The 20263-nt window shown below is 64.9% G+C and carries 21 protein-coding genes; 18 read left to right on the top strand and 3 right to left on the bottom strand.

What is annotated here, in order from left to right; translation table 11 throughout:
* The first annotated feature begins 4 nt into the window (after window positions 1-4).
* From ACIPZ5_RS19340 to ACIPZ5_RS19300, 9 genes are all read left to right on the top strand, one after another.
* Complete coding sequence (locus tag ACIPZ5_RS19340) at window positions 5-793, top strand: protein phosphatase CheZ (RefSeq protein WP_261943222.1); 789 nt, start codon at window positions 5-7, stop codon at window positions 791-793.
* Window positions 794-805: 12 nt separating this feature from the next.
* On the top strand, window positions 806-3031 hold the full coding sequence (locus ACIPZ5_RS19335; RefSeq protein ID WP_343596059.1) for a chemotaxis protein CheA: 2226 nt from the start codon (window positions 806-808) through the stop codon (window positions 3029-3031).
* A 47-nt stretch (window positions 3032-3078) separates the two neighbouring features.
* Window positions 3079-4209 (top strand): chemotaxis response regulator protein-glutamate methylesterase, encoded by a 1131-nt coding sequence (locus ACIPZ5_RS19330; RefSeq protein WP_400810139.1) that lies wholly within the window; start codon window positions 3079-3081, stop codon window positions 4207-4209.
* Window positions 4209-4949 carry a flagellar motor protein gene (locus ACIPZ5_RS19325; protein WP_261943225.1) on the top strand — a complete coding sequence of 247 codons (741 nt, stop codon included), beginning with the start codon at window positions 4209-4211 and terminating at the stop codon, window positions 4947-4949. The genes ACIPZ5_RS19330 and ACIPZ5_RS19325 overlap by 1 nt, the downstream gene beginning before the upstream one ends.
* A 3-nt stretch (window positions 4950-4952) precedes the next feature.
* Complete coding sequence (motD, locus tag ACIPZ5_RS19320; RefSeq protein ID WP_343596054.1) at window positions 4953-5810, top strand: flagellar motor protein MotD; 858 nt, start codon at window positions 4953-4955, stop codon at window positions 5808-5810.
* 67 nt (window positions 5811-5877) lie between these two features.
* A complete protein-coding gene (locus ACIPZ5_RS19315) occupies window positions 5878-6669 on the top strand; it encodes a ParA family protein (RefSeq protein ID WP_054884175.1) in 792 nt (263 codons plus the stop codon).
* Window positions 6666-7550, top strand: coding sequence for a chemotaxis protein CheW (locus tag ACIPZ5_RS19310; protein WP_400810137.1), 885 nt, complete (start codon window positions 6666-6668; stop codon window positions 7548-7550). The genes ACIPZ5_RS19315 and ACIPZ5_RS19310 overlap by 4 nt, the downstream gene beginning before the upstream one ends.
* A gap of 43 nt (window positions 7551-7593) precedes the next feature.
* Window positions 7594-8073: a chemotaxis protein CheW gene (locus ACIPZ5_RS19305; protein WP_016393802.1), complete on the top strand. Its 480-nt coding sequence runs from the start codon at window positions 7594-7596 to the stop codon at window positions 8071-8073.
* A gap of 1 nt (window position 8074) precedes the next feature.
* Window positions 8075-8470, top strand: coding sequence for a DUF2802 domain-containing protein (locus ACIPZ5_RS19300; protein WP_261943229.1), 396 nt, complete (start codon window positions 8075-8077; stop codon window positions 8468-8470).
* Between the two features lie 36 nt (window positions 8471-8506).
* Here ACIPZ5_RS19300 and ACIPZ5_RS19295 read toward each other — a convergent pair whose 3' ends face one another.
* The 3 genes from ACIPZ5_RS19295 to ACIPZ5_RS19285 form a co-directional block, all read right to left on the bottom strand.
* Window positions 8507-11260 (bottom strand): dermonecrotic toxin domain-containing protein, encoded by a 2754-nt coding sequence (locus ACIPZ5_RS19295; RefSeq protein WP_400810135.1) that lies wholly within the window; start codon window positions 11258-11260, stop codon window positions 8507-8509.
* Between the two features lie 66 nt (window positions 11261-11326).
* On the bottom strand, window positions 11327-11668 hold the full coding sequence (locus tag ACIPZ5_RS19290; protein WP_343596045.1) for an EscU/YscU/HrcU family type III secretion system export apparatus switch protein: 342 nt from the start codon (window positions 11666-11668) through the stop codon (window positions 11327-11329).
* A complete protein-coding gene (locus ACIPZ5_RS19285; protein WP_400810133.1) occupies window positions 11665-13221 on the bottom strand; it encodes a flagellar hook-length control protein FliK in 1557 nt (518 codons plus the stop codon). Before ACIPZ5_RS19285 ends, ACIPZ5_RS19290 begins: the two co-directional genes overlap by 4 nt.
* A 132-nt stretch (window positions 13222-13353) precedes the next feature.
* Between ACIPZ5_RS19285 and ccmA the strand changes: the two genes are divergently transcribed.
* The 9 genes from ccmA to ccmI are packed head-to-tail and all read left to right on the top strand — an operon-like array spanning window position 13354 to window position 20261.
* Window positions 13354-13986, top strand: a complete 633-nt coding sequence (gene ccmA / locus ACIPZ5_RS19280) for a cytochrome c biogenesis heme-transporting ATPase CcmA (protein WP_261943233.1) — start codon at window positions 13354-13356, stop codon at window positions 13984-13986.
* On the top strand, window positions 13974-14651 hold the full coding sequence (gene ccmB, locus ACIPZ5_RS19275; RefSeq protein WP_371263234.1) for a heme exporter protein CcmB: 678 nt from the start codon (window positions 13974-13976) through the stop codon (window positions 14649-14651). Before ccmA ends, ccmB begins: the two co-directional genes overlap by 13 nt.
* A 43-nt stretch (window positions 14652-14694) precedes the next feature.
* Entirely contained in the window at window positions 14695-15462 is a 768-nt protein-coding gene (locus ACIPZ5_RS19270; protein WP_343596035.1) for a heme ABC transporter permease, read from the top strand.
* Window positions 15459-15635: a heme exporter protein CcmD gene (gene ccmD, locus ACIPZ5_RS19265; RefSeq protein ID WP_261943234.1), complete on the top strand. Its 177-nt coding sequence runs from the start codon at window positions 15459-15461 to the stop codon at window positions 15633-15635. Before ACIPZ5_RS19270 ends, ccmD begins: the two co-directional genes overlap by 4 nt.
* Window positions 15632-16087: a cytochrome c maturation protein CcmE gene (gene ccmE / locus ACIPZ5_RS19260; RefSeq protein ID WP_085677802.1), complete on the top strand. Its 456-nt coding sequence runs from the start codon at window positions 15632-15634 to the stop codon at window positions 16085-16087. Before ccmD ends, ccmE begins: the two co-directional genes overlap by 4 nt.
* Before the next feature lie 11 nt (window positions 16088-16098).
* Window positions 16099-18072: a heme lyase CcmF/NrfE family subunit gene (locus ACIPZ5_RS19255; protein WP_400810150.1), complete on the top strand. Its 1974-nt coding sequence runs from the start codon at window positions 16099-16101 to the stop codon at window positions 18070-18072.
* Window positions 18069-18605 (top strand): DsbE family thiol:disulfide interchange protein, encoded by a 537-nt coding sequence (locus ACIPZ5_RS19250; protein WP_261943236.1) that lies wholly within the window; start codon window positions 18069-18071, stop codon window positions 18603-18605. The genes ACIPZ5_RS19255 and ACIPZ5_RS19250 overlap by 4 nt, the downstream gene beginning before the upstream one ends.
* A complete protein-coding gene (locus ACIPZ5_RS19245) occupies window positions 18602-19078 on the top strand; it encodes a cytochrome c-type biogenesis protein (RefSeq protein ID WP_343596030.1) in 477 nt (158 codons plus the stop codon). The genes ACIPZ5_RS19250 and ACIPZ5_RS19245 overlap by 4 nt, the downstream gene beginning before the upstream one ends.
* Window positions 19071-20261 (top strand): c-type cytochrome biogenesis protein CcmI, encoded by a 1191-nt coding sequence (ccmI, locus tag ACIPZ5_RS19240; protein WP_313710706.1) that lies wholly within the window; start codon window positions 19071-19073, stop codon window positions 20259-20261. The genes ACIPZ5_RS19245 and ccmI overlap by 8 nt, the downstream gene beginning before the upstream one ends.
* Window positions 20262-20263: the final 2 nt, after the last annotated feature.

Raw genomic sequence — 20263 nt, 5'->3', positions numbered from 1 at the left:
CGCTATGGAATCAACACAGACGTCTTTGGGGGAGTTCGAGACGACCCTGAAGAAACATGCTCAGGAGCTGGTCGAGAGCCTGGAGCGGGGGCGCTTCGGCGAGGCGGTGCAGCTGATCCATCAGCTCAACCAGACCCGCGATCGCGGCCTGTACCAGGAAGTCGGCAAGCTGACCCGTGAGCTGCACAGCGCGATCGTCAGCTTCCAGATCGACCCGCGCATGCCGCAGGCTGAGGAAGTTTCGCAGATCACCGACGCCACCGAGCGCCTGTCCTACGTGGTCAAGCTCACCGAAGGCGCTGCCAACCGCACCATGGACCTGGTGGAGGAGAGCACCCCGGTGCTCAACGACCTGTCGGCCGAGGCACAAAGCCTGAGCGTCGACTGGCAGCGCTTCATGCGCCGCGAAGTCGCAGCGCCGGAGTTTCGTGAGCTGGTCAAACGCGTCGACAGTTTCCTGACGCACAGTGCCGAGGGGAACCGCAAGGTTGCCGGCCATCTCAACGACATTCTGCTGGCCCAGGACTATCAGGACCTGACTGGCCAGGTGATCAAGCGCGTGACCGCGCTGGTGACCGAAGTGGAAAGCAATCTGCTCAAGCTCGTGCTGATGGCCAGTCAGGTCGACCGCTTTGCCGGTATCGAACATGACCACCAGCAGCTGCGCGCTGAAAAAGATCAAGAAAAACATCCGACTCGGGGTGAAGGTCCGCAGATTCATGCCGATAAGCGTGAAGACGTTGTGTCCGGTCAGGACGACGTCGACGATCTGCTGTCCAGCCTGGGTTTTTAAGGAGCACGTTTAATGAGCTTCGGCGCCGATGAAGAAATCCTTCAGGATTTCCTGGTAGAAGCCGGCGAAATTCTTGAGCAACTGTCCGAGCAACTGGTCGAGCTGGAAAGCCGGCCCGACGATGCCGACCTGCTCAATGCGATCTTTCGCGGTTTCCACACTGTAAAAGGGGGCGCCGGCTTCCTTCAGCTGAACGAGCTGGTGGAGTGCTGCCACATCGCTGAGAACGTGTTCGACATCCTGCGCAAAGGTGAGCGCCGGGTCGACGCGGAACTGATGGATGTGGTGCTCGAGGCGCTGGATACGGTCAACAGCATGTTCGGCCAGGTGCGTGAGCGCAGTGAAGTGACCCCGGCCACTCCGGAGCTGCTGGCGGCCTTGTCGCGCCTGGCGGAGCCTGCCAGCGCCGACGCCCCGGCCGCAGTGGTCGAAGCTGCGCCGGAGCCAGTGGCGGCAGAGGCGGACATTACCGACACCGAGTTCGAACAACTGCTCGACTCGCTCGACGCGGTCAAGGCCGAAGCGGCCGCCTTCGACGCGCAGCTGCAGGGCGAGACCCTGAGCGGCTCGGGTGACGAGATCACCGACGCCGAGTTCGAATCGCTGCTCGACCAGTTGCATGGCAAGGGCCAGTTCTCGCCTGAAGTGGCCGCCGCCGAAGCGGTGGTCGACGCCAGTGCGCCTGTGAGCGACGAGATCACCGACGAAGAATTCGAGTCGTTGCTGGACCAGTTGCACGGCAAGGGCACCTTCCAGGCCGATGCCTTGCCAGCTGCCGCAGCTGCAGTGGAAAGCGCTGCCGCGCCAGCCAGCGGTGACGAGATCACCGAGCACGAGTTCGAAGCGCTGCTCGACCAGCTGCACGGCAAGGGCAAGTTTACCGGTGAGGCCGCTGTTGCCCAGGCGCCTGCCGCCGTGGCCGCGCCGGTTGCAGAAAAGGCTGAAAGCAAGCCGGTCGCCAGGCCTGCTGCTGCCCCGGCCGCTGCTGCACCTGGCAACGTCACCGCAGCCAAGCCTGCCGCGCCAGCGCGCACCCCGGCCGCAGCCGCGGAAAAGCCTGCCAGCGAAGCGGAGACCACCGTACGCGTCGACACCGCGCGCCTGGACGAGATCATGAACATGGTCGGCGAACTGGTGCTGGTGCGTAACCGCCTGGTGCGCCTGGGCCTTAACAGCGGCGACGAGGCCATGTCCAAGGCCGTGTCCAACCTCGACGTGGTCACCGCCGACCTGCAGACCGCGGTGATGAAGACCCGCATGCAGCCGATCAAGAAGGTCTTCGGGCGCTTCCCACGGCTGGTTCGCGACCTGGCGCGGCAGCTGAAGAAAGAGATCAACCTGGAACTGGTCGGTGAAGAGACCGACCTCGACAAGAACCTTGTCGAGGCCCTGGCCGACCCGCTGGTGCACTTGGTGCGCAACGCCGTCGACCACGGTGTCGAGATGCCCGACGAGCGCGAAGCTGCGGGCAAGGCGCGCACCGGCCGCGTGGTGCTGTCGGCCGAGCAGGAAGGTGACCACATCCTGCTGTCGATCTCTGACGACGGCAAGGGCATGGACCCGAGCATCCTGCGCGCCAAGGCCGTGGAAAAGGGCCTGATGGACAAGGACGCCGCCGACCGTTTGAGCGAATCGGACTGCTACAACCTGATCTTCGCCCCGGGCTTCTCGACCAAGACCGAGATTTCCGACGTGTCCGGCCGCGGCGTCGGCATGGACGTTGTGAAGACCAAGATTTCCCAGCTCAACGGCTCGATCAACATCTTCTCGGCCAAGGGCCAGGGTTCGAAGATCGTCATCAAGGTGCCGCTGACCCTGGCGATCATGCCGACCCTGATGGTGATGCTGGGCAACCAGGCGTTCGCCTTCCCGCTGGTCAACGTCAACGAGATCTTCCACCTCGACCTGTCGCGTACCAACGTGGTCGACGGCCAGGAAGTGGTGATCGTGCGCGACAAGGCGCTGCCGCTGTTCTACCTCAAGCGCTGGCTGGTTCAGGGCCAGGTGCACGAGGAGCAGCGTGAGGGCCATGTGGTGATCCTGTCGGTCGGTACCCAGCGTATCGGCTTCGTGGTCGACCAGCTGGTGGGCCAGGAAGAGGTGGTGATCAAGCCGCTGGGCAAGATGCTGCAGGGCACGCCGGGCATGTCCGGCGCCACCATCACCGGTGACGGCCGCATCGCGCTGATTCTCGACGTGCCGAGCATGCTCAAGCGTTACGCGGCACGGCGTATCTGATTTTCGGCGGCGCACCCTGGCAGGTTGCGCCGCCTAATGGAGTGTTTATGGCAGTCAAGGTCCTGGTGGTGGATGATTCCGGTTTCTTCCGCCGCCGCGTTTCGGAAATCCTCTCGGCGGACCCGACCATCCAGGTGGTTGGCACCGCGACCAACGGCAGGGAAGCGATCGACCAGGCACTGGCGCTCAAACCCGATGTCATCACCATGGACTACGAAATGCCCATGATGGATGGCATCACCGCAGTGCGGCACATCATGCAGCGCTGCCCGACGCCGGTGTTGATGTTCTCCTCGCTGACCCACGAAGGTGCCCGCGTCACCCTCGACGCGCTGGATGCCGGTGCGGTGGATTACCTGCCGAAGAACTTCGAAGACATCTCGCGCAACCCGGAAAAGGTCAAGCAACTGCTGTGCGAGAAGGTGCATACCATCTCGCGCAGCAACCGCCGTTTTGGCAGCTACGCCAGCCACGCGCCGGTCACCGCGCCTGCACCGGCCAGCAGCCATGCACCCGCCAGCAGCCTGGCCAGCACCGCGCCGGTACGCACTGCCGCGCCTGTTCGTGCGCCGGCACCGGCGCCGGCCGCAGCGCATTCCCCGGCGCCCAAGCGCAAGCCTTACAAGCTGGTGGCAATCGGTACGTCCACTGGCGGCCCGGTGGCCCTGCAGCGTGTGCTGACCCAGTTGCCGGCGAACTTCCCGGCGCCGATCGTGCTGATCCAGCACATGCCGGCGGCCTTCACCAAGGCCTTTGCCGAGCGCCTCGACAAGCTGTGCAAGATCAGCGTCAAGGAAGCCGAAGACGGTGACATGTTGCGCCCGGGCCTGGCGCTGCTGGCCCCTGGCGGCAAGCAGATGATGATCGACGGCCGTGGCGCGGTGAAGATCCTGCCGGGTGACGAACGCCTGAACTACAAGCCGTGCGTGGACATCACCTTTGGTTCGGCGGCCAAGTCCTATGGCGACAAGGTGTTGTCGGTGGTGCTCACCGGCATGGGCGCCGATGGCCGTGAAGGCGCGCGCCTGCTCAAGCAGGGCGGCAGCACCGTGTGGGCCCAGGATGAGGCCAGCTGTGTGATCTACGGCATGCCCATGGCTATCGTCAAAGCCAACCTGGCCGACGCGGTGTACAGCCTGGATGAAATCGGCAAACACCTGGTCGAGGCTTGCGTCTGATGGATGTGCTCAGCCTGATTGGCCTGATCCTGGCGTTTGTCGCCATCGTTGGCGGCAACTTCCTCGAAGGTGGCCACGTCGGTGCCTTGCTCAATGGCCCGGCCGGCCTGATCGTGCTCGGTGGCACCCTGGCGGCAGCATTGCTGCAGTCGCCGCTGTCGGCCTTCAAGCGCGCGCTGCAGATCCTGCGCTGGATCTTCTTCCCGCCGCGGGTCGACCTGGCCGGGGGTATCGACCGGGTGGTCAACTGGAGCCTGGTGGCACGCAAGGAAGGCCTGCTCGGCCTGGAAGGCGTGGCCGATGCCGAACCCGACCCGTACGCCCGCAAGGGCCTGCAACTGCTGGTCGATGGCGCCGAGCCGGAATCGATCCGCAGCATCCTCGAAGTCGACTTCCTGACCCAGGAAAGCCGTGATATCCAGGCTGCCAAAGTGTTCGAGAGCATGGGCGGCTATGCCCCGACCATCGGTATCATCGGTGCGGTCATGGGCCTGATCCACGTCATGGGCAACCTGGCCGACCCGTCGCAACTGGGTAACGGCATCGCCGTGGCCTTCGTCGCCACCATCTACGGCGTGGCCAGTGCCAACCTGATCCTGCTGCCGATCGCCAACAAGCTGAAGGCCATCGTCATGCGCCAGTCGCGCTACCGCGAGATGCTGCTCGAAGGCCTGCTGTCGATTGCCGAGGGCGAGAACCCGCGCTCGATCGAGCTGAAGCTGCAAGGCTTCATGGAGTAAGCCATGCGCCGTCGCCGTCATACCGAGGAGCACGAGAATCACGAACGCTGGCTGGTGTCGTACGCCGACTTCATCACCTTGCTGTTCGCCTTCTTCGTGGTCATGTATTCGATCTCCTCGATCAACGAGGGCAAGTACAAGGTCATCTCGCAAGCGCTGCTCGGGGTGTTCAACGACCCTGAGCGGAGCATGAAGCCGATCCCGATCGGCGATGAGCAACCGCTCAGCGTGAAACCGGCTGAACCTTTGATCAAGGACAGCGAGCAGACCGACGCGGGCCTGGCGCAGACCAGCGTCGACCCGCTGAAGAGCATCAGCGACGACGTGCGCGATGCCTTCGGCGACCTGATCAAGTCCGACCAGATGACCGTGCGCGGCAACGAGCTGTGGGTGGAAATCGAGCTCAACTCGTCCCTGTTGTTCGGCAGTGGCGATGCCATGCCCAGTGACAAGGCGTTCGCCATCATCGAGAAAGTCGGCAGCATCCTCAAACCGTTCGCCAACCCGGTGCATGTCGAAGGCTTCACCGACAACCTGCCGATCCGTACGGCACAGTACCCGACCAACTGGGAACTGTCGGCGGCGCGGGCGGCGAGCATCGTGCGCCTGCTGGCCATGGAAGGGGTCAACCCGGCGCGCATGGCCTCGGTGGGTTACGGCGAGTACCAGCCGGTGGCCAGCAACGACAGCGCCGAAGGGCGTGCGCGCAATCGCCGGGTAGTGCTGGTGATTTCCCGCAACCTCGAAGTGCGTCGCAGCCTGACCGGCTCGGGCAGTGCCAACGCCACCCCGGATGCGGCGCTGCGCCGTGCTGGCACACAAAGTGCACCGCCAGCCCCAGCAGCGACGGCGGCGAAGTGAGCCGTCAATTCTCCGTCACCGCATGCCCTGTGGGAGCCGGCGACACCCATGAAACAAGAGTTGTCCTATGAGAGTCTGGGCAGTAGCCAATCAAAAAGGTGGCGTCGGTAAGACCACCACCACCATTGCCCTGGCCGGCCTGCTGGCCGAGGCGGGCAAGCGCGTGGTCGTCGTCGACCTCGACCCGCATGGCTCGATGACCAGCTACTTCGGGCATAACCCGGACGCCCTGGAGCACAGCTGCTACGACCTGTTCCTGCACAAGGGCAGCGTGCCCGAGGGCCTGCCGGGGCAGTTGTTGCTGCCGACCAGCGATGAGCGCATCTCGTTGCTGCCGTCGAGCACTGCACTGGCTGTGCTGGAGCGCCAGTCGCCAGGGCAGAGTGGCCTGGGCCTGGTGATCGCCAAGAGTCTGGCGCAGTTGTGGCAGGATTTTGATTTTGCCTTGATCGACAGCCCGCCGCTGCTCGGTGTGCTGATGGTCAATGCCCTGGCTGCCAGCCAGCAGCTGGTAATTCCGGTGCAGACCGAATTTCTCGCGGTGAAGGGCCTGGAGCGCATGATCGGCACCTTGGCCATGGTCAACCGCTCGCGCAAGCAGGCACTGCCTTACCAGATCGTGCCAACCCTGTTCGACCGCCGGACCCAGGCTTCGCTGGGCACCCTCAAGGTGTTGCGCGATACCTATGAACACCAGGTGTGGCAGGGTTATATCCCGGTCGACACGCGCCTGCGCGACGCCAGCCGCAATGGCGTCACGCCGTCCCAGTTCGACGGCAAGAGCCGCGGCGTGATCGCCTACCGGGCACTGCTCAAGCATATGCTGACCTACAAACCGGCCGCGCAGGTGGCTTCATGAACCGGCCCGTGGGCACCAAGCCGCAACTGGCCCTGCAGTCGTACCTCGATGGGTTGTTGCAGGAGGCCACCGAGACCGAGGATTTCCTCGAACTGCCAACGCCGGCTGAAGCGGTCGAGGCCAGTGATGAGTTCGCCGCTGCCGTGCGCGAAGAACAGGCGCGCGATGCTCGCCAGCCAACACCCGCAGCCCGGCCTTTTGCCGAGCCGCAGGTGAAGGTGCTGCCAGCTGTACTGCCGGTCGAGCAGCCGCTGGTGGCAGTGGTCGACACTGAAGTGGTGGCTGAAGCCAGCATCCCGGTGCTCACCGAGGTGTCGACGCCGGAGCCGGTTGCACCCTTGGTGGAAGTGCACCTGCCAGCGGCAAGCATGGCAGACACGCCGGCACCGCCGGCCAGCGTCGATGGCCGGCCGGCCTGGGCTGCCGAGCCATTCGAGTGCCTGCTGTTCGACGTCGCCGGGCTGACCCTGGCGGTGCCGCTGGTTTGCCTGGGCTCGATCTACAGCCTGGAGGGCCAGGAGCTGACGCCGCTGTTCGGCCAGCCGGACTGGTTCCTTGGCATTCTGACGTGCCAGGCGGGCAACTTGAAGGTGCTGGACACGGCGCGCTGGGTGATGCCCGACCGCTACCGCGATGATTTCCGCCAGGGCCTGAATTACGTGATTTCCGTGCAGGGCTACGAGTGGGGCCTGGCGGTGCATCAGGTCAGCCGTTCGCTGCGCCTGGATCCGGCCGAGATCAAGTGGCGCAGCCAGCGTGGCCAGCGGCCATGGTTGGCCGGCACGGTTATCGAACACATGTGTGCACTGCTCGACGTCGCCGAACTGGCCGAGCTGATCGCCAGCGGCGCGGTCAAGCAGTTGCATGCCAAACAGAAATGACACCGAACACAACCGCCAACAGCGGATTTAGAGGGCTAGGGGAATGAAAAAGTCGTCTGCGCAAGGTTCTGAAGATCCGATCCTGCAGTGGGTAACCTTCCGTCTGGACAACGAGTCCTACGGCATCAACGTCATGCAGGTGCAGGAGGTGCTGCGCTACACCGAGATCGCACCGGTACCGGGCGCGCCAAGCTACGTGCTGGGCATCATCAACCTGCGCGGCAACGTGGTGACGGTGATCGACACCCGCCAGCGCTTCGGCCTGATGCCGTCGGACGTGACCGACAACACCCGTATCGTCATCATCGAGGCTGACAAGCAAGTGGTCGGCATCCTGGTCGACAGCGTCGCCGAGGTGGTGTACCTGCGCCAGTCGGAAATCGAAACGGCGCCGAACGTGGGTAACGAAGAGTCGGCCAAGTTCATTCAGGGCGTGTGCAACAAGAACGGCGAACTGTTGATCCTGGTCGAGCTGGACAAGATGATGACCGAGGAAGAGTGGTCCGAGCTGGAGAACATCTGAGTTGATCTTCGAGGTGGCGGTAATCTTCCTGGCGCTGCTGTGGGCCCTGAGCCTGTGGTTCTTCCTCAACTACAGCAAGCGCCAGCGCGAACTGGCCGCGCAGCAGGCCGTGGGCGATGCCCTGCGCGACCAGCGCATCAAGGACCTGGCCAAGCGCCTGGACGACTACCAGAACGGTACCGTGCGCATGGGTGAGGCCCTCCATGAGCTGCGCGCCACCGTCGCCCCGCTGCCGGAGAAACTCCAGCAGCTGGAGCAGCGCGACCCCAACAGCGTCACCTTCACCCAGGCCGCCAAGCTGGTGGGCATGGGCGCCAGCGTATCGGAACTCACCGAAACCTGCGGCTTGACCCAGGCCGAGGCGGAGCTGATGAGCAAGCTGCACCGCGGCGGATAACCCCGCCAACTGCACAGGCTCCGCCCGGCCTCTGGGTCAGGTGCTGCTCCAGGAGTGATTGCCGCCGACCTTGGCGAACCGGTTGAAGGGCAATAGCGCGTGCATGGTCTCCTGGGCGCGGGGCAGGTCGACGAACTGATAGGCGTTGATCCGGGGCATGGCGTAGAGGTTGACGATCTGCCGCAAGGTGCGCAGTGCCGGCAGCTGGCGGTCGATCACGTCGCTGAGCAAGCCTGGGCCGGTGAGGTGGCTCAGGCGCCTGGCATAGCGGTAGAAATTCGCCGGGTCGTCGGCCAGGCTGGGCTTGCTGTCATAGAAGTCCTGGTTGGTCTGGTAGCGCGCCAGCATTTCGTCGGCAATCGCTTCCAGCGTTGGGTTGCCGGCGTGGCTGCCGATCATGCTGGTGTTGTACAGGCAGTTCATCGCCAGTTTTTCATTGGACATCGGCGGCGCCAGCAGCAGGCCGTCGGTGGTGGTGCGCAGCTCGACCTGGTCGATGGCTTCGGCGGGGTTGCCATGTGGCTGCCCATCGATGACCTGTGGATGCTCGCCAGCGGCCAGCAAGGTGTCGTCGACATCCATGTACAAACCTCCCTCGTGGTGCAGCATCGGATAGCGCAGTACGTCCGATGCCGAGGCGTAGTTGGTGGCGATGCCGCCGTTGCCATCCAGGGCGGCGTCGTACTGTGCGTAGTACCTGCTCTGGCGAAAGGCCCGGAAGAACGCTTGCTCTTCCAGCGGCAGCACCTGTAGCCCCGGTGCCTGCTCGGCCAGCAGGCGCAGGTTTTCGGCGTAGACCTGCGGGTCGGCCTTGGACAGGAACAGGCGCATGGCATATTCGCTGTCCTTGAGCCGGGCCGCATTGTTGCCCAGGTTGCTCAGCAGTTCGCCGGTGATGACTTTGTCACCTACCCAAAGGCAGGAGATCTTTTGGGGTATCGGGAAACTGTTGGGGGCCGGGGTCGGGATGTTCACCGGCAGCGGCAGATCGACGCCCAGTGCACGCAGGCTGCGAGAGCGCATGGCATCGGTGACGACCCGAGAGGCTGGGGCGGGTATCAGGTTCATGCTGGCGGGGGTTGCCAGGTAGCCGAGCGGCTCGACGTCGTTGAGGTCGTCTTCGCTGATGAACACATCCCGCTGGAGGTCGTAGACCACGCGCACGTTGTAGCCGCCGATACTGGCATCGAGGTTGTCCACATCGCCGTCATAGCGCGGCGTGCGAAGCACCGCAGCGGCGATGGTCTGGTCGCCATCCGGTAGCGGCTCGATTGGCTCGGGGTAGTGGAAGTAGCGAACACCTTCGGGTTCCGGAAAACGGGGTGCGGTGACCGGGCTCAAGGGGTAGCCGATCTGCCCGTTGAGCCGTTTCGGCAGGACGAAGCCATCGCGCTTGTACATGAACAGGGCCTTGGCCCGGGTAACGCCGCCGATTGCCAGGGGCGCGGCATTGAACAGCCCCCAGGTGATGTTGCCAACCCCCGCGTGCTTCTCCTGCAGCGACTTGCCATTGATTGCCTGGTCCAGCCCCAGGCCGAACTGCACGATGCCGCCCGCCGCCAACAGAGGTGCCAGGCCCGGGACGACCAGGCACAGCGGTGCCAGCAGGTTCAGCGTCGTGCTCAGGTAGCCCAGCCAGCGCGTCTTGCTGACCTGGCTGTCGCGGGTGATCAGGAAATCGGCATCGTCGTAGCTGCGCTGGCGCTGTCGTTCGGCCAGTGCCTGGAACAGGTCACCGTCGATCCTGGGGTTGTATTTGCCAGGGCGGTAATTGACATAAGTGCGCGGCGGCCAGGTGCCGTCGTCGTTGAAATAGCCGTGTTCAGGCGGCAAGCGATGGCGGTTGGGGTAGTCGGCCAGGCCCTCGAGCGCCGTATCCAGGCCACTGAAGTCAAGGCCTTGAGGGCGGTCGGCGAGGCGAAAGTGCTGCTTCAGGGCCTGGCGCCTGGCGGGGTCCTTGCACTGCTGGCCTATCCAGTCCTTCAGCAGCATTTCGCTGGCGAACTCCAGCAGGGGTGAACTGTTGCCGGGCATGTAGAGCAAGGTCAGGTCGCTGCTCGGGTCGTTCAGGTACAGCAGGTCGGTCGCCGCATAGCCATAGATGTTCAGCGTGCTGAGCCGCAGCGTGGCGGCACCGGGTATCAGCCCGGCGGCTTGCCAGGCCAGCTTCCTGGCGGCCTCGCTGAGGCTGCCTTCGCTGACCTGCTTGTTGCAGGCGGCGATGAAATTAAGCCTGCTGGCCAGGCGGTGGCTGTGCAGGTGCGCGTTCCAGTAGCGGTCCAGCTGGGCTTTGAAGGGGGTGTGGAAGTCCAGGTCGTGGATGAAGCGCTGGAAGGCTTCGGCTGCTATTGGCAGGTGGGTGGACGCGTCATAGCGTTGCGGCGTGGTTCGGCGGAACAGCCCGTTGAACACTGCGTAGGTGGCGCCGTAGTGGTTGAAGGGCGGTGCGGGAAGGGTCTCGACCAGTCGCAGCGGGCCGCTGGGCAAAAGCCCGGCCCATGGGGCTTGCAACAGGTCGCCGAGCAGATTGTTGGCGGATTCCCCCTGCCAGTTGCTCAACACCGCCTGGGGCAGGCTCAGGCGTTGGCTGACGGCCACCAGATGGCCGCCTGAGTGCTCGGGGCGGTAGTGCAGGGTGATGACGTCGACCTGCTGCGGATCGACATCATGGCCCTGTTGCCGGAGCCATTGCCCGATGGCCTGGCTCGCGGCGTGGTCGGGGCGGGGGACGTGGCTGAGGTGGGCGCGGACGTACTCTATGCCTGCAGCATTGATGTGGCGTGTGGGCATGGTGTTCACCTTGCTGTGAGGAAGCGGCAAGGCTGAACGGCCAGTGCTCAAACTGGCGGTAGATATTTAGCGCTGCCCGGGCTGCGGCAACAACGGTGTCTGTGGCGTGATATCCCGCGGCGCAGCGGCTTCGTCGTTGAAGCCGACGGGCACCTTGCCACGCAACTGCCAGGCAAAGGCAATGATTTCGGCAATCGTCAGGTACAGCGCCGGCGGAATCTGCTCGCCCAGCTCCAGGCGCGCCAGCAGGCGTACCAGTTCGGCGTTCTCGTAGATCGGCACCTCATGTTCACGGGCCAGGGCCAGGATCGCCTCGGCCAGTTCGTCATCACCTTTGGCGGTAAGGGTCGGGGCTTGCTGTCCATCGTAGTTGAGGGCGATGGCCTGGCGGGGTTGCTTGTCGGTCATGCGGTTTCATCTACCCAACGTTGTTCCACCCGTGTGCGCGGGCCCTGTGGTGGAATGCCGGGGTGGCATTCCAGGTCGCCCACTTCCAGGCCGCGAGCCAGCAGGCGTGCGCGCAGCTCGCCGAGCTGGCTGTCGATCAGTCGTGCGGTCGGTTCATGCTCGGCCCACAACTGGCCGGACAGGCGCCCCTGGATCAGTTGAGCCTGAACCTGCAGCGGGCCCAGCGGGGCGAGGTCGAAAGCCAGCTCGATACGCCACAGCGCTTGCTGCGGATCTTGCTGCTCGTGCTGGCGCTCGGCCTGCTGTTCCGGGGTTTCCTCGCGCTGCAGCTTCACTTGCAGGGGGATGAATTCCTGGCCGTGGCGCACCGGGATCTCGGCCTGCCAGGTGGTCTGCAGGTTGCCGTTGTCCAGCGTGCCGGACTGTTGCAGGCTGCTCAGGGCATGGCTCTGCAGGCGCGAGATGGCGGCGGCGGCCAGGCGCAACAACTGTTGCAGGTCACCTTCGTTTTCCATCGCCTGCAACAACCTGGAAGGTAGTGGAAACGCGCCAGGCGGCGATCTGGGGGTGACCCGGTCGAGCATGCCCAGCGCGCCGCGTGCCAGGGCTGGCAAGGCCTGGGCCAGGCCGGTGGCAGCGACCACCGGGCTGGCCGGCGCACTGAGCGTGGCCTGGGCCACCAGCCTGACCAGCTGTGCCTTGAGGTCGGTGGCCACGTTGGCTCCCAGCCCACCCAGCAGCTTTGCCTCGAGGAAGACACCACTGTTGTTCAGTGCCTGGGCCACAGCCTTGCCGTCACTCAGCTGGCGGGCGTCCGGCAGGCTGGCCAGCAGCGTGCTGGCGACCGTGCGCAACTCGCCCTCGCTGGCAGGGCTGCTGGCAATCTGCTGCAGGGCGCTTAGCAGGCCGGGCAGGGAGGCCTGGCGGCCTTGCTGGGTGAGCAACTGCTGGGCGATGTTCAACTGTTCCTGGCGACCGCTCAGGGGCACGAAGCGCAGCGACTGGTCGCCTTGCACCAGGGCGCTGAGCAGGCTGCCGATCGGCAGCGGGCGCGGGCTGTCGATGGTCAGCGTGGCGCCGGCCAGGGCGGTATTGAGCAAGCTGACCAGCGAGCGGAAGCTGGCCGCTGCGCCTGCAGCCTGGGGCAGCGCCTGATTGGTCAGTACCTTGCCCTGCAGCAGGGTGCCCACCGGCACCTTGCTGGTGTCGAGCTGGGTGAGGGTGGCGACATTGCTGGCGCTGGCCTGCTGCAGCATCACGGCCAGGCGGTTGCTCTCAGGCTGACTGACGGTGAGCTGGCTACCCTGTGGAATCGGCTGGTTGGCACTGGCCTGGACCTGGGTCTGGCTGCCATTGGCCTGGATCACCTGCAGCAGCAACTGGAAGGTACTGCCGCTCTGGCGCATTGTCAGCACTTCGGCCTGAGCGGTTTCACCCGGTTTGAGCAGGCCGGGTTGGGCCTGGGTCAGGTTGAGCAGTTCGCCGGTCAGCTGGGCCTTGATCGCCTGCGGATTGATCGCGGTTTGTGCGCCGAGACTATTGATTTCAGTCATGATTGTATACAACCTGTGGAACCCGCCCTCTTGGCAGCGTGGCAGCACATGTAATAATGCCTGCCGCCTGTCACTGCCAGTATAACGGCAGCGAGGTGGGCGACTTGAGAAGCATCTAGATAAGGCGAATCCGTGACCCTTCACCTCCAAGCCGTGGGCCTGGCCTGCGAGCGCGACTGGCGCCTGTTGTTCGAGCACCTCGATTTCGAGCTGCGCCCCGGTGACATGCTGCAGATCAGCGGCCCCAACGGCAGCGGCAAGACCAGCCTGCTGCGCCTGTTGGCTGGGCTGATGCAGCCGACCGCCGGGCAGATCCTGCTGGCTGGCCAGCCGCTGAGCGAACAGCGCCATGCCTTGGCCAGCATCCTGCTGTGGATCGGCCACGCCGCCGGCATCAAGGACCTGCTCACCGCCGAAGAGAACCTCACCTGGCTCTGCGCCCTGCATCAGCCGGCCAGCGCCGAAGCGATCTGGGCGGCGCTGGCGGCGGTCGGCCTGCGCGGTTTCGAAGACGTCCCTTGTCATACCCTGTCCGCCGGCCAGCAGCGCCGTGTGGCCTTGGCCCGGCTGCACCTGAGCAGCCCGCCGCTGTGGATCCTCGACGAACCCTTCACCGCCCTCGACAAGCAGGGTGTGGCCCAGCTCGAAGCGCACCTGGCAACCCACTGTGAACAGGGCGGCACGGTGGTGCTTACCACGCACCACACCCTTGAACGCAAGCCGTCCGGCTACCGCGAACTGAACCTGGGGCAATGGGCGGCATGAGCGTATTCATCCTGTTGCTGCGCCGTGAAGCGCGCCTGCTGTTCCGCCGCCCGGCCGAGCTGGCCAACCCGCTGGTGTTCTTCGCCATCGTCGTGGCCCTGTTCCCGCTGGCGGTTGGCCCGGAAAGCCAATTATTGCAAACCTTGTCGCCCGGGCTCGTCTGGGTTGCGGCTTTGCTGGCTGTGCTGTTGTCACTGGATGGCTTGTTCCGCAGTGATTTCGAGGACGGTTCGCTGGAGCAGTGGGTGCTGTCGCCGCACCCGCTGGCCATGCTGGTACTGGCCAAGGTGCTGGCACACTGGATCTTTTCCGGGCTGGCGCTGGTATTGTTGGCGCCATTGCTGGCGCTGATGCTGGGATTGCCGAGCCACTGCCTGCCGGTGCTGCTTGGTTCGCTGCTGTTGGGCACGCCGGTACTGAGCTTGCTGGGGGCGGTCGGCGCTGCGCTGACGGTCGGTCTCAAGCGCGGTGGTTTGTTACTGGCGTTGCTGATTCTGCCGTTGTATATCCCTGTATTGATCCTGGGCAGTGGTGCGTTGCAGGCGGCGTTGCAGAATATGCCCGCCACCGGCCATCTGCTCTGGCTCGCCAGCCTGACGGCCCTGGCGGTCACCTTGGCACCCTTTGCGATAGCGGCCGGCCTGAAGATCAGCGTCGGCGAATAACGAGTCCCGGGCTCCCAAGCCCGGCTAATACCGGATGTACCTGATGAAAATGAGCTGGACGTGGTTCCACAAACTGGGTTCGCCGAAATGGTTCTATGCCATCAGCGGCCGCATGCTGCCATGGCTGGCCATCTCTGCTGTCCTTCTGCTGGTCACCGGCGTGGTCTGGGGCCTGGCGTTCGCCCCCGAGGACTATCAGCAGGGCAATAGCTTCCGCATCATCTATATCCACGTGCCGGCGGCGATGCTGGCGCAGTCCTGCTATGTACTGCTGGCCGTGTCCGGCGCGGTGGGGCTGGTGTGGAAGATGAAACTGGCCGATGTCGCCCTGCAATGCGCAGCGCCGATCGGCGCCTGGATGACGGCCGTGGCGCTGGTCACCGGGGCCATCTGGGGCAAGCCGACCTGGGGCAGCTGGTGGGTCTGGGACGCGCGGCTGACGTCGATGCTGATCCTGCTGTTCCTGTACTTCGGCATCATCGCCCTGGGCCAGGCCATCAGCAACCGTGACAGCGCGGCCAAGGCCTGCGCGGTGCTGGCCATCGTCGGCGTGATCAACATCCCGATCATCAAGTACTCGGTAGAATGGTGGAACACCTTGCACCAGGGCGCCACCTTCACCCTCACCGAAAAACCGGCGATGCCGGCCGAGATGTGGCTGCCGCTGCTGTGCACGGCGCTGGGCTTCTACTGTTTCTTCGGCGCCGTGCTGCTGCTGCGCATGCGCCTTGAGGTGCTCAAGCGCGAGGCGCGCGCCAGTTGGGTCAAGGATGAAGTGTTGAACAGCCTGGGGCGGAGGGCCGCGCGATGAGTTTCGCTTCCTTCGGCGATTTTCTCGCCATGGGCCACCATGCCCTGTATGTCTGGTCGGCCTATGGCATCTGCCTGGCGGTGCTGGCGCTGAATGTCGCCGCACCGGTGTTGGCCCGCCGTCGCTACCTGCAAGATGAGGCGCGCCGTTTGCGCCGGGAGAACAACCTGTGAATCCGCAGCGCAAGAAACGCCTGTTCCTGATCCTCGGCCTGCTGGCCGGGGTTGCGGTTGCCGTCGGCTTTGCCTTGAGCGCCCTGCAGCAGAATATCAACCTGTTCTACACCCCCACCCAGATCGCCAACGGCGAGGCGCCGCTGGACACCCGCATTCGTGCGGGCGGCATGGTCGAGAAGGGCTCGGTACAGCGTTCCTCCGATTCGCTCGACGTGCGTTTCGTGGTCACCGACTTCAACAAGTCCGTGCCGATCACTTACCGCGGCATCCTGCCGGACCTGTTCCGCGAAGGGCAGGGCATCGTTGCCCTTGGCAAGCTCAACGGCGACGGTGTGGTGGTCGCCGATGAGGTGCTGGCCAAGCACGACGAGAAGTACATGCCGCCCGAGGTCACCAAGGCCCTGAAGGAAAGCGGCCAGGCGGCCAGCGGCGCGGAGGCCAAGCCATGAACGCGGCACTGGTGATCCCCGAACTCGGCCAACTGGCGATGATCCTGGCAATCTGCTTCGCCGCCGTGCAGGCCACGGTGCCGCTGCTCGGTGCCTGGCGCGGTGACAGCCTGTGGATGAGCCTGGCGCGCCCGGCAGCCTGGGGCCAGTTCACCTTCCTGGTCTTCGCCTTTGCCTGCCTGACCCACGCGTTCATGACCGACAACTTCTCGGTCGCCTACGTGGCCAGCAACTCCAACAGCGCCTTGCCGTGGTACTACAAGTTCAGTGCGGTCTGGGGCGCCCACGAGGGTTCGCTGCTGCTTTGGGCATTGATCCTCGGTGGCTGGACCTTTGCCGTGTCGATCTTCTCGCGGCAGCTGCCGCAGGTGATGCTGGCCCGTGTGCTGGCGGTGATGGGCATGATCAGCGTCGGCTTCCTGAGCTTCCTGATCATCACGTCCAACCCGTTCCAGCGCCTGTTGCCCCAGGTGCCGACCGATGGCCGTGACCTCAACCCGCTGTTGCAGGACTTTGGCCTGATCGTCCACCCACCGATGCTGTACATGGGCTACGTGGGCTTCTCGGTGGCCTTCGCCTTCGCCATCGCCGCGCTGCTCGGCGGGCGCCTGGACGCAGCCTGGGCGCGCTGGTCGCGGCCCTGGACCATCGTCGCCTGGGCCTTCCTCGGCGTCGGCATCACCCTCGGCTCGTGGTGGGCCTACTACGAACTGGGCTGGGGTGGCTGGTGGTTCTGGGACCCGGTGGAAAACGCCTCGTTCATGCCCTGGCTGGTGGGCACCGCGCTGATCCACTCGCTGGCGGTGACGGAAAAACGCGGTGTCTTCAAGAGCTGGACCGTGCTGCTGGCAATCGCCGCGTTCTCGCTGAGCCTGCTGGGCACCTTCCTGGTCCGCTCCGGCGTGCTGACCTCGGTGCACGCGTTTGCGGCCGACCCGGCGCGTGGCGTGTTCATCCTGATCTTCCTGTTGTTCGTGGTCGGTGGCTCGCTGACCCTGTTCGCCCTGCGCGCCCCGGTGGTCAAGAGCCAGGTCGGCTTTGCCCTGTGGTCGCGTGAAACACTGCTGCTGGCCAACAACCTGGTGCTGGTGGTGGCGGCTTCGATGATCCTGCTCGGTACCCTTTACCCGCTGGTGCTCGATGCCCTGACCGGGGCCAAGCTGTCGGTAGGCCCGCCATACTTCGATGCCCTGTTCCTGCCGTTGATGGCATTGCTGATGGTGGTGCTGAGCCTGGGTGTGGTGGTGCGCTGGAAAGACACCCCGGTCAAATGGCTGGTCGGCATGATGACCCCGGTACTGATCGGCAGTGCGGTGCTGGCGCCGGTCGCCGGCTTCTTGGTCGACGACTTCGACTGGCCGGTGCTGAGCGCCTTCGCCCTGGCGGCCTGGGTGGTGCTCGGTGGCCTGCGTGACATCGTCGACAAGACCCGCCACAAAGGCCTGGCCAAGGGTGTGCGTGGCTTGACCCGCAGCTACTGGGGCATGCAGCTGGCGCACCTGGGCCTGGCGGTGTGTGCCCTGGGCGTGGTGCTGTCGAGCAACAACAGCGCCGAGCGCGATCTGCGCATGGCGCCGGGCGAAAGCGTCGAGCTGGGTGGCTATCACTTCCTGTTCGAAGGCGCCAAGCACTTCGAAGGGCCGAACTTCATTTCCGACAAGGGCACCATCGTGGTCACCCGCGACGGCCGTGAAGTGACCACCCTGCACCCGGAAAAGCGCCTGTACACCGTGCAGCAGTCGATGATGACCGAAGCCGGGATCGATGCCGGTTTCACCCGTGACCTGTACGTTGCCCTGGGCGAGCCGCTGGAAAACGGCGCCTGGGCGGTGCGCGTGCATATCAAGCCTTACGTCCGCTGGATCTGGCTGGGCGGTCTGCTGACCGGCCTGGGCGGGTTGCTGGCGGCCTTCGACCGGCGCTATCGCGTCAAGGTCAAGACCCGGGTGCGTGAAGCCCTGGGCGTGTCTGGAGCTGCTGCATGAAGCGTTGGATCATGGTCGTGCCACTGGCGGTATTCCTGCTGATGGCGGTTTTTCTCTACAAAGGGCTGTTCCTCAAGCCTGACGAGCTGCCGTCGGCGATGATCGGCAAGCCGTTCCCGACGTTCGCCCTGGCTTCGACCCAGGGTGACCGCAACCTGACCCAGGCCGACCTGCACGGGCGGCCGGCACTGGTCAACGTGTGGGCCACCTGGTGCCCGTCGTGCAAGGTCGAGCACCCGTACCTCAACCAGCTGGCCCAGCAGGGCGTGGTGATCCACGGCATCAACTACAAGGACGACAATGCCGCCGCGCAGAAGTGGCTGGCCGAGTTCCACAACCCCTACCAGCTGGATATCCGTGACGAGCAGGGCAGCCTGGGGCTGGACCTGGGCGTGTATGGCGCGCCGGAAACCTTCCTGATCGATGCCAAGGGCATCATCCGTTACAAGCACGTAGGCATCGTCGATGCCAGCGTGTGGCGCGAGCAGCTGGCGCCGCTGTACCAGGGCCTGGTCGACGAGGCCAAGCCATGAAGCGCTGGCTGGCAGCCGCCGTGCTGGGCATGAGCCTGGCCGGTGTGGCCAAGGCGGCCATCGATACCTATCAGTTCCGTGACGACGCCGAGCGCGAGCGTTACCAGCAGTTGACCAAGGAACTGCGCTGCCCCAAGTGCCAGAACCAGGACATCGCCGACTCCAACGCACCGATCGCCGCCGACCTGCGCCGCGAGATCTTCCGCATGCTCGGCGAGGGCAAGAGCAACCAGCAGATCGTCGACTTCATGGTCGACCGCTATGGCGACTTCGTGCGCTACAAGCCGGCGCTCAGTGGCCGCACCTGGTTGCTGTGGTTCGGCCCTGGCATCCTGCTGGCCGGTGGCTTCGTGGTGCTGGCGGTGATCGTCCGTCGTCGCCGTGGCCCGGCGGCCCAGGCTGAACAGCAACTGTCCGTCGAAGAACGCGAGCGTCTCGCCAAACTGCTGGAAAAAGAACACACCCATGACTGAATTCTGGCTTAGCGCGGGCCTGTTGCTGCTCGCCGCCCTCGGCTTTCTGCTGATCCCGATCCTGCGTGGCCGTCGCCAGCAGCAGGAAGAAGACCGCACCGCCCTGAACGTCGCCCTGTACCAGGAGCGCGTTGCTGAACTCGCCGCCCAACAGGCCGCAGGCGTGCTCGACGATGCGCAACTGGCCAAGGGCCGTGACGAAGCCGCTCGCGAGTTGCTGGCCGACACCGAAGGTGCCGAACCTGCGCGCCAGGGCCACCTGGGCAAGGCCCTGCCATTGCTGGCGGCAGTGCTGGTGCCGGCCCTGGCACTGGGGCTGTACCTGCACTTCGGTGCGGCGGACAAGGTCGAGCTGACCCAGGAATTCGCCGCTGCGCCGAAGACCATGGACGAAATGACCACGCGCCTGGAGCGTGCCGTGGCGGCCCAGCCGGACTCGGCCGAAGGCCTGTACTTCCTTGGCCGGGCCTACATGGCCCAGCAACGTCCGGCCGACGCCGCGCGTGCCTACGAGCGCGCCGTGGCCCTGGCCGGTCGCCAGCCCGAGCTGCTTGGCCAGTGGGCCCAGGCGCTGTACTTCGCGGCGGACAAACAGTGGAGCGCCCAGGTGCAGGCCCTGACGGATGAAGCACTCAAGGCCGACCCGAACGAAGTCACCAGCCTTGGCTTGCGGGGTATCGCCGCTTTCGAGGGCGAGCGTTATCAGGAAGCCATCGACTACTGGAACCGTCTGCTGGCGCAACTGCCCGAGGGTGATGCCTCGCGGGCAGCGCTGCAAGGTGGCATCGACCGCGCGGCTGAGCGCCTGGGCGGCAGCAGCGCCAAGCCGCAGGCCACTGCGGCCGCCCGCCTGAAGGTGCGGGTGGAACTGGCGGCGGCGCTCAAGGACAAGGTCAAGCCAGACGACACCGTGTTCATCTTCGCCCGTGCCAAAAATGGCCCGCCCATGCCATTGGCGGCCAAACGGGTGACGGTGGCGCAGTTGCCGCTGGAAGTGGAATTGTCCGATGCTGACGCTATGCTGCCGCAGATGAAACTGTCCCAGTTCGCCGAAGTCCAATTGGTTGCACGTGTATCCCGCGCCGGCCAGCCGACCCACGGCGAATGGATTGGCCAGGGTGCACCCCTGGCCAATACCACCCAGGCCACCCAGCACCTGACCATCGACAGCCCCGACCAGTAAGA

The sequence above is a fragment of the Pseudomonas sp. NPDC089428 genome (genome assembly GCF_044749325.1).
Lineage (GTDB): Bacteria > Pseudomonadota > Gammaproteobacteria > Pseudomonadales > Pseudomonadaceae > Aquipseudomonas.
Note: the sequence above shows the minus strand (reverse complement) of the source record. Positions and strands in the feature narration are given on the sequence as shown.